The 11391-nt window shown below is 39.2% G+C and carries 10 protein-coding genes; 3 read left to right on the forward strand and 7 right to left on the reverse strand.

Features of this window, described 5'->3' with window-relative positions; translation table 11 throughout:
- Positions 1-1437, forward strand: coding sequence for an APC family permease (locus ACO1XM_RS16935; protein ID WP_486231154.1), 1437 nt, complete (start codon positions 1-3; stop codon positions 1435-1437).
- Entirely contained in the window at positions 1434-2300 is an 867-nt protein-coding gene (locus tag ACO1XM_RS16940; protein WP_486231156.1) for an SDR family oxidoreductase, read from the forward strand. Before ACO1XM_RS16935 ends, ACO1XM_RS16940 begins: the two co-directional genes overlap by 4 nt.
- 156 nt (positions 2301-2456) lie before the next feature.
- On the opposite strand, the gene ACO1XM_RS16945 is transcribed toward ACO1XM_RS16940, so the two are convergent.
- The 5 genes from ACO1XM_RS16945 to ACO1XM_RS16965 all read right to left on the reverse strand — a co-directional run bounded on the left by ACO1XM_RS16945 (position 2457) and on the right by ACO1XM_RS16965 (position 8963).
- Complete coding sequence (locus ACO1XM_RS16945; protein ID WP_486231158.1) at positions 2457-3293, reverse strand: hypothetical protein; 837 nt, start codon at positions 3291-3293, stop codon at positions 2457-2459.
- Positions 3262-5163, reverse strand: coding sequence for a cytochrome c peroxidase (locus ACO1XM_RS16950; RefSeq protein WP_486231160.1), 1902 nt, complete (start codon positions 5161-5163; stop codon positions 3262-3264). The genes ACO1XM_RS16945 and ACO1XM_RS16950 overlap by 32 nt, the downstream gene beginning before the upstream one ends.
- Positions 5164-5235: 72 nt before the next feature.
- Positions 5236-6738 (reverse strand): PhoX family protein, encoded by a 1503-nt coding sequence (locus ACO1XM_RS16955; protein ID WP_486231162.1) that lies wholly within the window; start codon positions 6736-6738, stop codon positions 5236-5238.
- Positions 6739-7033: 295 nt separating this feature from the next.
- The gene (locus tag ACO1XM_RS16960; protein ID WP_486231164.1) at positions 7034-7855 is read right to left on the reverse strand and encodes a DUF3667 domain-containing protein; all 822 of its coding nucleotides are present in this window, start codon (positions 7853-7855) and stop codon (positions 7034-7036) included.
- Positions 7848-8963 (reverse strand): o-succinylbenzoate synthase, encoded by a 1116-nt coding sequence (locus tag ACO1XM_RS16965; RefSeq protein WP_486231166.1) that lies wholly within the window; start codon positions 8961-8963, stop codon positions 7848-7850. Before ACO1XM_RS16965 ends, ACO1XM_RS16960 begins: the two co-directional genes overlap by 8 nt.
- Before the next feature lie 43 nt (positions 8964-9006).
- Here ACO1XM_RS16965 and ACO1XM_RS16970 point away from each other — a divergent pair, with 43 nt between their 5' ends.
- A complete protein-coding gene (locus ACO1XM_RS16970) occupies positions 9007-10191 on the forward strand; it encodes an S-adenosylmethionine:tRNA ribosyltransferase-isomerase (protein WP_486231168.1) in 1185 nt (394 codons plus the stop codon).
- A 44-nt stretch (positions 10192-10235) separates the two neighbouring features.
- Here the strand turns inward: ACO1XM_RS16970 and ACO1XM_RS16975 are convergent, their stop codons facing one another.
- Positions 10236-10676 carry a carboxymuconolactone decarboxylase family protein gene (locus ACO1XM_RS16975; protein ID WP_486231170.1) on the reverse strand — a complete coding sequence of 147 codons (441 nt, stop codon included), beginning with the start codon at positions 10674-10676 and terminating at the stop codon, positions 10236-10238.
- A 67-nt stretch (positions 10677-10743) separates the two neighbouring features.
- The gene (locus ACO1XM_RS16980; RefSeq protein WP_486231172.1) at positions 10744-11319 is read right to left on the reverse strand and encodes a Crp/Fnr family transcriptional regulator; all 576 of its coding nucleotides are present in this window, start codon (positions 11317-11319) and stop codon (positions 10744-10746) included.
- Positions 11320-11391: the final 72 nt, after the last annotated feature.

Here is an 11391-nt window from a genome sequence, read left to right on the forward strand (position 1 = left end):
ATGTCAGCACCAAAGGATAAAGAACATCTTGCCAGGACACTCGGCCTTTGGTCAACCATTGCTTTAGTGGTTGGTGGTGTTATTGGTTCAGGCATATTTCTCAAACCATCCTTAATGGCCTCGCAAGTAGGGTCTCCTCTCCTGCTGCTGTTTGTATGGATATTGGCGGGCATTATCACACTTTTTGGTGCACTCAGCAACGCTGAAGTAGCGGCCATGATGCCCGAAACGGGTGGTCAATATATTTTCTTCAAGAAGATGTATGGAGACTTCGTTTCCTTTTTGTACGGATGGTCAGCTTTTATAGTCATTAATACGGCAGGCGTTGCATCGATTGCTTATGTAGCCGGCACTTATGCGGAATATTACATTAGTCTCCCCCGGTTTTCAATTGAAATTGAACAAGCTGTTTATTTATACATACCGGGTATTGGCAGGATATTTCCACTGGATAATATTGGCGTAAAACTCTTTACGATTATTATCATCCTCATACTCACTTTTATCAATTACCGCAGTACCAAAGCGGGCGCTGGTTTACAAGTATTGTTTACCCTTATCAAAGTGGCATCAATAGGGCTTTTGGTTGTAGGGATATTCACCATCGGTGATGGATCAACTGCTAACTATGTAAGGTCATCCTCAAGCACACCTGAAGGCTGGGCCTTGGTACTCGCCATTGTTGCTGCGCTATCGGGCGCTTTCTGGGGTTACGATGGTTGGAACAACATTACTTTTGTGGCTGGAGAAATTAAAAAACCACAACAGAATATATCCAGGAGTTTGTTAATTGGTCTCTTGTCTTGCATTGCCATTTATGCACTGATTATTCTGGCCTATCTTTTTGTAATGGATATAACAACTATGGCTGCCACAACTTTTGTTGCTTCTGAAGCGGCACAAATTGCTATGGGCGGGCTGGGAGGCGTGCTCATTGCCTTATTAGTTATTTTCTCAGGCATTGGCTCAACCAATGCCAATATTATGGCAACCGCAAGGGTAACTTTTGCCATGGCACAGGAGAAAAGATTTTTTAGCTGGACCGCCAATATACATCCAGGCTTTAAAACACCGGCCAATGCTTTAGCACTTCACGCCATTTGGACTTGCCTGCTGGTGCTGAGTGGCTCCTTCGATATGCTCACTGACATGCTGATTTTTGTTAGCTGGCTATTTTATGGTTTAAGTGCACTTGGTGTATTTATACTCAGAAAAAAAATGCCAGATGCGCATCGACCTTATAAGGTTTGTGGGTATCCACTGGTGCCCGGTATTTTTGTGACCGTTACACTATGTTTTCTGATCCTTACACTCACAAATGACATTACGAATTACCTGAGCGCAAAAACGCCTATCATCAACTCACTCTTTGGATTATTACTTGTTGTAATGGGTACGCCCTTATATTTTTACTTTAAGAGAAAAGAGAGATCATGACAAAAAATATTTCCATCATTGGTGCCACTGGGTTATTAGGATTGCCTGTTACCAAAGCATTTGTCAATCATGGTTACACAGTTAAGACACTTGTCCGTAACACTATAAAGGCAGGCAAAGCACTTCCCGACAGTGTGCAATTGTTTAGTGGCGACATTGCCGATACTCAAAGTCTTGAAAAGTTTTTAGATCAGGGGGCATACCTCTATCTCAATCTCAACTTAAAACAGCATGAAAAGGTTAATGACTTTCATGCAGAGTCAGAAGGCTTAAAGAACATTTTGCGTGTGGCAAAGCAAAAACAAATAAAGCGAATCGGTTTCATCAGCTCTTTAGTGATGAGATACCAGGGCATGAATAACTTTAAGTGGTGGGTATTTGATCTTAAGCATCATGCTGTGGATATGATCAAAGAATCAGGAATACCTTATGCGATATTCTACCCCTCTACTTTTATGGATAATTTTAACCATACGTACAGAAGAGGGAGCCGGATTTTATTAGCGGGTGAATCGAAGCAGAGGATGTACTTTATTGCTGCCAGCGATTATGCTGAACAGGTAGTGCGCTCATACCAGATTCTCTCTACAGAAAATAAAGAATATGTAATTCAGGGACCGGAGGCCTTCACTGCAGATGAGGCTGCAGCTGTATTTCAGAAAAACCACTTGAAAGAAAAATTAACTATATCGAAAGCACCAATAGCTTTGCTCAAATTCCTTGGCCACTTCTCACAAAAAATAAACTATGGTACTCACATTATAGAAGCACTTAATAACTATCCAGAAAAATTTGAAGCAGAACAAACCTGGCAGGAGTTGGGTAAACCCATTACTTCCCTGAAGAACTTTGCTCAACAATAGGGATTTTATTATGTTTTTTTGATCTCTGGCAATAATTAAATTCCAGGAAACTCTTTAATGAGACCAAGACGAGAAGTTATGGATTTACGTTAATCGCATAAATTAATCCATATTGAAATACATAAAACTGATAGTAGTAATTTAACACTACTTGTATCAATTCTCTGGTGCGCCATCATCAATCCAGCATACAATCAACCGAATTTGTTCTTCTGATAAAGTTGCATCAAAGGGCATTGATCTGTTAATTATACGTAACCTGATTTGATTTAAATTTTCCTTGATATTTTCAAAATCGATTAAATTGGTTCGTCCGGATTTATCATCATGGCAGCCAGATTTTGCACAAGACTTGCTAATAATTGGCCTAACATCAGCTTGCCAGTTTACGCCCGAGTTCAAGCGAGGAACTATTACATCCAGGGAAAATTGGCAGCTAACTGCATCACGCACATTTACTGTATAGCTTCCAAATTTCAGATTATCAAAAATTGAATCATTCGAGAAGGATTGGTTACTTAACTGAAATTGATATGGTGGTTTACCATTAAGTGCGCTTACCTTTATCGTTCCATTATTAACATTTGAAAGACATCCTGAGTCGGCCATGGTGATTGCATAAGCCGATAGATTACTTTCAGCAGCAGGTAAATAATGAATGGTGGTATCTGAGCAATTTCTTGCATCAAGTACAAGTATTATGTATTCCCCTGCTGAAAGGCCAATAAAAATAGTGTTTGCTTGCGGCTCTTTGTTCGCTAACGAAAATCTGTACGGTGATACACCCCCAACGCCTAAAACTTCAATGATACCCATTGAAGCGCTACAATCAATTGTATTTTGGCTCCTGACAACCTGGACAGATAAACTTCCATCACTGCAATCATTTAAATTCAAATCTATGGTGTCATACGTACAAGCTAAAAACATTAGATGTAAGACATACCAATAAATACGATATCTAATAACTGCCTCCGATTTTTCTCTCATCAAGTGTTTTATCCTTGAAGCCTGGTAAGTGATTAGGGACTGATGTTAATCCAACAGTATCCGTTAAAGCATGTAAGAAAGCAATCAATTGTTCCTTTTCTTTTACAGTCAAGTCGAGCGGCTCTGGCGGAAGTGTCTGGTTATCCAACTCAATACCAATACCTGCTCCACCCCCACGGTTATAAAAGTCAATAAGCTCCTCTAAGGTTGCGTAAACACCATTATGCATATATGGAGCTGTTAGCGCTGCATTTCTTACCGTTGGGGTTTTAAAAGCATTTCTATGCAGATCTCTTTTAAAGGTGTTAAACTTTCCAAGGTCATTATCTAGTTTAGCAAGAATGGTGTCTGGTTTAGCCGGCACGCCAATAATTTCAGATTCAGTCTCATTAAACGAAGGAGGTACAGACCCATTGAACAATGGCATAAAGTGACAGGTTGCACATTTTGCCTTACCCATAAACAGATTAAAACCTGCAATCTCACCAGCAGACAAGGCTTGCTTTTTACCCTCGAGAAATTGATCTACAGGAGAGTTGAGTCCTTTGACCGAGCGAACAAAACTGGCAAGAGCTACCTGAATATGCGATGCCGTTACCGCTTTATCATGGGTAACTTTAAAGGCTTGAACGAATAATTTTGTATATTCCTCGCTTTCACTAATTCTTTCAGATGCCGTACTGATCTGGCCATGCATCTCACTTGAATTAGAAATTACATCAACAACCTGATCCTCTAAAAAATGTACACGGGAGTCTGCAAACTGACTTTTTAGAAAACCTGCATTGATAATAGTTGGTGCGTTACGCTCAATACTACCTTCAAAATTAAAGGCAACGCTTTTTATCTTTCCATCCGTAAAAGCCATCTCTGGCTTGTGGCAAGACGCACAAGACCTCGCGTTATTACCAGAAAGAATCGGATCGAAAAAAAGTAGTTTTCCAAGTGCAATAACTGCACTGTCTTTTACAAAAGCATTGTTATGCGTTGGTGCAAACCATAATTCCTGTATGTTTTTGGCACTAGCAAAATTACTTTTCTCCATATCAAATGGCGAAAGCCATTTATTATTTTTGATTCCACAATTTTTCTGGTAGTTGTAAATATCTTCTGATAACGGATTTATATAATCTACAATAAAAGTTGAGCGATCAAATGAATTAAAATCCTTCTTTAGCTCAAGATATCCTATTGCTAAAGAAAATCTTCTCTTCAGTTTTTCCAGTTGATCTTTATCTGCTGATTTATGAGAAAAGTAGACCAAAGCCTTTTCTATACCTAAAAGTGATTCTTTGGCCTCATCAATAGATAATAAAGCCACTGGTGAATCAAATCCGGATATGCCCAGGCTTATAATTCTAAATAACTGTAAACGTAAGGCTTCAAAAACGTTCTGTTCAGTCCATGAGTTGGTTTTAAACTGTTCTTTTAACTTCTCAATAATCGATGTCAATGCCATTAACTCTTGAATCAGCTTGGCTGAAGTCTCTGCTTCAATTTTAGGAAACATTAATTCTTCAACAACCTGAAAACCTGTTGCCTCATTAATCTTATCATCATACTCTTCTGCTTCTGGCAAAGCAGCTCCATTAATAGCTTCGGCCACACCAGGGAAATGAAATTCTGCAATACCCTCTATACGCTTGTAATGTTTTCGTGCTTTAATAAAAAGTTTATGTGCTCTATCAATGTTTGTATATGGTGAGTCTGATTTTACGTGTTGTGTTAATGACACTATTGTTTTTCCTAATGAATCTGCTTCTTGCTCTATCCATTTGCCTAAAAGTATAACAGGTTCTTCTTTTGGCTGTTGACAAGATGAGATAAAAAAAACAATGAATACTGTTGAAGTGAAAAGTAGAAAACGAAACATTGAATTAAGATTAGCATTGAAAATAAAACTGCCCACCATAAACGTGGGCAGCTTTATAATTTCTAAATAAGACTATTTAGGAAGGCCTTTAATAACCACTATCTGGCTTCCTTGATTTTCAGTGGTTCTTAAAGAGCCCCCATCTACGCCTGCAAAAGCGGATGTTCTCCATGTATGTGGTTGAATACATAAAATAAAAGTATTCTCTTCGTCAATTACATCAGAGATATCGACTAAAGCACCATACTCCCAGTTACCCTTTGTTGAACTGGCCTGAAAAACTGAGCCGAAGGTCGCATCATCCCTGAAATGGTTAAGTTCAAATACTTTCTTAAGTGTTTTAGTATTTAAATCATATTGATAGATATATGCATCATGCGTTTCACCACCTTCTCCATACGTATTGGAATCCTCCTGGACATAGGCAAAATTTTGAGTGACCATTATATTGTCAGGATTCTGAAATTCATTTGCGATACCATTATCCACATCTCCGTCAAGTACTACCTCCAAGGTTCCGGCTAAGGGGTTTGACGCATTCATTACTAGCTTGTAAACTCTTCCATACTTTGTTCTGTCAGCGTTTCCATTCTGTCCGGTTACTGTGAAATATACTTCGCGTCCTGCTCCGTCTTTTCTGTAGTCTACGTCTTCAACTCGGCCAAATGCAATACTGCTAAGTGCTGCAGCTTCTGCATTTATTTGAGCACCGGTAAGATTTGTATGATCAGCGATTTGCACAAACTCTACTGGATAAGTGTTACCAACAGTCATTTGCTTTTCACGCATTTCGTTATCGCTTCTTTTAAGAACATATACAGAACCATTGTCCAGATCACCAACGGTATTAGAAAGATACATAGCAATCTGGCCACCTGCAGAACCTGAGTCATCATCTCCTATTATAATAGCTGTTTTTCCTGGATAGGCTGTTTTAGGGAGCGGCACAGCATTCTCTGCATTCCATCTGCCTAAACCTGCCAATTCGCGAGACATCGAAGCCATAGATTTATCTGCAAAGGGTGTAAGTGCATGGGTTCTTGACTCAGGATTACTTTCACCGCAAGTTAAATAGAGTGGTCCGAAGCCGTGCTCTTCAGGGGTAGCCAATGTGGAAGAACACAATCTCCACTTTCCGCCATCAGAATTCAAAATATATTCACCTGAAATTGGCTTAAAAGTCTCGTCCAATAAAATTCTTGATACAGCAAAATTATCTTCGTGGTTAACTAATAGAGCATAACCTCCATTTACTTTACGCAAGCCTGCACCGTCTGCAGAACCACCAAATGTGTATGATAAAGAATTAATTAGCTTATCTTCTGAACTGATTAGGCTATAGACCTGAAGTGACTCAAAGCCAGATAATTTCTTCAATAATGATGGAGTAACTGAGTGATCTTTTAAAGTTACTTTATTGATCAAATCCTCGCCATCCTCACCGTCTGTACCGTCAGTACCATCCACACCGTCTTTACCGTCTAAACCTGGGTCGCCTTGTGGTCCTTCGCATGCTGTAAAAAGCAGTAAACCCACCAAAAGGCAACCTGCTATTTGTGTAAATTTTAGTTTCATCTCTTTTTGGTATTAAGTTTTAACCAAAGCTAGGGCAGATCCTTTATTAAGAGTTTCTCTGCATATTAAGAGTGAATTAAAATTTCAGGTTGGAGACATTTACGGGATAACTTAAGCTTAATTCACTTAAAGAATATTAACCCAATTATAGTGGTTTATTATGTCATTATCAATAGATTATTAACAACACTTGGAATTGAAGTGTATTCCTGAAGAGCTCTACACAATCTACATTAAGTAATGTGAGTCCTAAAGTTTCATTAATCGAACAAGGAACCAAAGTCTAAAAAAGTTTCTATTTTTCTTGGTTACTTTGCTCAACTGTAGGTTTGTTATTGGCAGGTCTTATCTTTTCAAAAAGCTCTTTATCAGTAACCACCCTGTAGGTAAAAGCTCCTGCAATAACAAAAGTGAGAACTACATAAGATAAAATATGCACAATAATACCCCTCACAATAATTTTCCACTTGCTTAGGTGGCTATAGAAATTAACAAAGGCGTAAATCATAAATACTATTGAAATGAGTAACAAGTAAGAGGATTCCAACACAAATCCACTCATTTTATAGACAATTATCAAGACAATACTTACCCACATGAAGTGCCCAGTTACAAAAAACACCAATGCACCTGTTTCAACAAAATTATATTTACTTCTTTTAAAGAGTAGCCAGGTAAAAAACACTGTAAAGAGTGTGATAAAAAAAGAAACACTCCTCATATTATTAATTACCCATTGAGTAAGCTCTTTAACAACTTCCTGCATGCCTCCGCCCTGCGCCTCCACATCTGTAGGATTCGATTGCATCATAAATTTTACCAGATCAATATCTAGCATTGAAGCCAGCAATAAATAAACCGTAAGGGTAAGAAAAAAGTAACCTACAGGTCCATAATACTTAACTCGATTACCTATGATGTAATCCCGTGCTACCTGACCCGGGCGGATAGTCAAATCTTTTAACGTTCTGGGGAACATTCCGTCAAATCCATAAACACGTGCTGCAAAATCAGACCACATATTAACCATGTTAATTTTGTTAACAGGATTGCGCTGTCCACATGCCGGGCAATACGCAGTGCTTACTTCTTGATTGCAATTGATGCAATTAGCCATTGTTTTGTACAGTTATAAAATTTAAATTTTCAATATTCCATGCCTGATCTTGTATCAGGCTTATGTTTCCTTTTCTGACCAAAAGTGGTGATTCAATATTATTATCATACAACTGCCCTGTGCCTAAGCCTTGCGCAATCTGTACTGGATACTCAGCCGTAAGTTGGCAAATTGCATTCAAACCTATATTCGATTCCAATGCAGAAGTTATCCACCACCCTACTTTCTTTTCTTCAGCCAACCGAATCCATTCCCGGCAGGACTGGATACCTCCATGCAAACTTGGCTTTAAAATAATGTAAGGTACCTTGCACGCTTCAAGCAAAAGCTCTTTGTCCTCCACCGTGTTAACGCCAATCAGCTCCTCGTCCAAGGCAATAGGTATTGGGGATTGCTCACTGATTTCTCTCATCAGGTCTCTTTGACCGACTTTAATTGGCTGTTCTATTGAATGAATGCCAAACTTTGACAATTCTTTCAGTTTGTATAAGCAATCATCTGGTTTAAATGCTCCATTGGCATCCAACCTGATGGTTATGTCTTCCCGGTAATACTTCTTTCTGACATAGTGCAAAATGTCACACTCCTTTTCAAAGTTAAGACCGCCCACCTTCATCTTAATACAGTTGAAACCATCATAGACTTTAATAGCAATCTGCTGCAACATCAGATCCATGTCCGCCATCCAGATCAAACCGTTAATAGGCAGCTCCCTTCCTTTTTGAAAATCGTTATCAAATATGATTCGACTGCCTCCATTTTTCAGGTCAAGAAGGGCTGTTTCAAGGCCGAAAATGATGGAGGGGAATTGAGGAGAAATTACTTGTTCTATCAGCAATTGAATTTTATCCATTGTCAATTGACCATTGTCAATTGATAATTCCTGTAGGCTCTGCAGCGCTTCTCTTAATCGCTCCTCATACTCCGGCACATCATCCATACTCAGACCAGGTAAGGGAGCACATTCACCGACACCATAAACATCAGGACTGGACTCATCCCAAATCTTCACAAACCAGCTCTTGCGCTCGCGCATAGCGCCACGTGAGGTTCTGGCTTGAAAATTAAAGTGAAATACCTGGCTTGTATAAGCTGTTTGTAAGGCCATAAAGGTGTCAAGTTAACACGTAAGCACTTATTTTTGCAACGGTATGATTAATATTCAAGCGTATAGTTATGTTCTTCCCGAAGAACGCATTGCCAAATACCCCTTACCGGAAAGAGATCAATCGAAATTATTGATTTATAAGGATGGAGAGATTAGGCATGAGCGTTTTACATCCATAGTAAAAGAGATCCCAGCTGGGGCACTCATGGTTTTCAATAATACAAAGGTTATCCCGGCACGACTCCACTTTACCAAAGACACGGGAGCAGGCATTGAACTCTTTTTGCTTAACCCAATCATGCCATCAGCCTTGCTAATCGAAGCCATGCAAAGTAAAAAGCGTTGCCAATGGCATTGCACTATCGGTAATCTTAAACGTTGGCGTGAGGCGGTAAGCCTACAAAAGACAATCGCTTCCTATACACTCCATGCAACATTGCTTGACAGGGAAAATCAGGTAGTCGAATTCAGTTGGGATGGTGACCTGAGCTTTGCAGAGATCCTCAGTATTTCTGGAGAAACGCCACTACCCCCCTACCTGAAACGTGATGCAGAAATAGCAGACAAACAACGCTATCAGACTGTTTACTCAGTGCACGAAGGTGCGGTAGCAGCGCCCACGGCCGGCTTGCATTTTACAACAAGTACCTTACAGCAGCTTCAAGAGAAAGGTGTGAAGGAGCTTTACGTAACCCTGCATGTGAGTGCCGGAACCTTTCAACCGGTGAAAACCCAAAATGCTCTGGAACACAACATGCATCAGGAGCAGATTGTTGTTAATAAAGAAACCCTGATATCACTCATAAAGCACGAAGGCACCGTTATTCCGGTGGGAACCACTTCAATGCGTACCCTGGAAAGTTTATATTGGATAGGATTAAAACTAATCAACAAGCTCGAAAATCCCTTTTTTATTGATCAGAATTTCGCCTACCAAAACTTCGTAGATTTTCCCACTACCAGAGAAGCGATGAATGCCATTATTCATCACCTTGATGCAGAAGAAAGTGATATTTTACTGGCAAGTACTGCCATTTACATTCATCCTGGTTATTCATTTAAAGTATGCCATGGCTTAGTAACCAACTTTCACCAACCAGGTTCAACACTTATGCTATTGGTAGCTGCCTTCGTAGGTGATGATTGGAAAAGAATTTACAATGAAGCGTTAGCCAATGACTACCGCTTTTTAAGTTATGGCGACAGTTCCTTGCTCTGGAAAAAATAAGGGAGTTCGAAACCTCCCTTATCCAACATCTTCACTAGAGAAACCTATTTCGGTAATTCCATGTGTGAGCTTATTGCAATCCTGTTCCATGCATTGATAGTGACAACTGCCATGATCAGTTGAGCTACATAGTTTTCGCCAAAAAGTTGTATTGCCTTATGGTAGGTTTCTGCTGTCAGGCCCGCTTTGTGTATGTAGGTTACCTCTTCAGTAAGTGCAAGCAACGTTTTTTCCTCTTCACTAAACAAATCAGTTTCTTTCCATGCATTTAGTAAAAAAATACGCTGAGGTGTTTCACCATTCTTGAGTGCATCTTTTGTATGCATATCAATACAAAAAGCACACTGATTGATTTGTGATGCTCTGATTTTCAACAGTTCCTTATGAGATTTGGATAATTGAGTAGTGGTTAAATAGCCCTCTAAGGTATACATGGCTTTATATGCCATAGGCTCTTTTTCCTGAATATTAATGCGCTTTTCCATTTGTTGATGTTTAAATTAATGATGGAACAAAGCACGTTAACCTTGATCATAGAAAAGTTAAACTGGTTTAAGAAACACTTTTCTTCCGGATTTCACTTAGATACTCAGGCGTAAAATTCAAATACGAAGCAAGCAGGTACTGTGGAATTCTTTGTAAAAATTGAGGTTGACTCGTGCGAAAATGATGATACAATTCTTCCCTGGAAAGTCCATAGAGGAATTTAATTCTCATTTGGGCTGCGGCATAAGCTTTCTGATAAATGCATCTGAAATATTTCTCCATAAGGGGATGCGCCTGTAAAAGCTTGTCTTGCGACTCCCTGCTAATAACCAGCAATTCTGAGTTTTCCACAGTTTGTATATAGAATTGTGATATCAATTTTGCTTCAAAGAAAAGACTATCACTCATCCACCAATTTTCTATGGCAAACTCAGTGGTTTGCTCTACACCCTTCTCATTGATAAAAAATTTACGAAGACATCCTTTCAATACAAAGTAATTCGATTTACAAACATGTCCTTCTTCGAGTAAGTTTTCTTTCTTTCTATGCTGCGTGATTGTAAAGAAAGACGAAATATCAGAAAATTCTGCTTCGCTTACAGGAACAAATCTTTCTATATGTTGCTTTAACTGGCTCGACATCTTTTACTCTTTTTAGCCTGCTGTAATAGTCCATTTACCTGATCTAACTAGACAAAAAAAGAGGAGACCAAA

Source organism: Chryseotalea sp. (genome assembly GCF_057350905.1).

What these genes read in the sequence shown, in the direction of transcription:
- ACO1XM_RS16970 (WP_486231168.1), top strand. Translation starts at nt 9,007, where the DNA reads ATGATTAATATTCAAGCGTATAGTTATGTTCTTCCCGAAGAACGCATT.
- ACO1XM_RS16955 (WP_486231162.1), bottom strand. Translation starts at nt 6,738, where the DNA reads ATGAAACTAAAATTTACACAAATAGCAGGTTGCCTTTTGGTGGGTTTA.
- ACO1XM_RS16935 (WP_486231154.1), top strand. Translation starts at nt 1, where the DNA reads ATGTCAGCACCAAAGGATAAAGAACATCTTGCCAGGACACTCGGCCTT.
- ACO1XM_RS16975 (WP_486231170.1), bottom strand. Translation starts at nt 10,676, where the DNA reads ATGGAAAAGCGCATTAATATTCAGGAAAAAGAGCCTATGGCATATAAA.
- ACO1XM_RS16940 (WP_486231156.1), top strand. Translation starts at nt 1,434, where the DNA reads ATGACAAAAAATATTTCCATCATTGGTGCCACTGGGTTATTAGGATTG.
- ACO1XM_RS16950 (WP_486231160.1), bottom strand. Translation starts at nt 5,163, where the DNA reads ATGTTTCGTTTTCTACTTTTCACTTCAACAGTATTCATTGTTTTTTTT.
- ACO1XM_RS16965 (WP_486231166.1), bottom strand. Translation starts at nt 8,963, where the DNA reads ATGGCCTTACAAACAGCTTATACAAGCCAGGTATTTCACTTTAATTTT.
- ACO1XM_RS16980 (WP_486231172.1), bottom strand. Translation starts at nt 11,319, where the DNA reads ATGTCGAGCCAGTTAAAGCAACATATAGAAAGATTTGTTCCTGTAAGC.
- ACO1XM_RS16960 (WP_486231164.1), bottom strand. Translation starts at nt 7,855, where the DNA reads ATGGCTAATTGCATCAATTGCAATCAAGAAGTAAGCACTGCGTATTGC.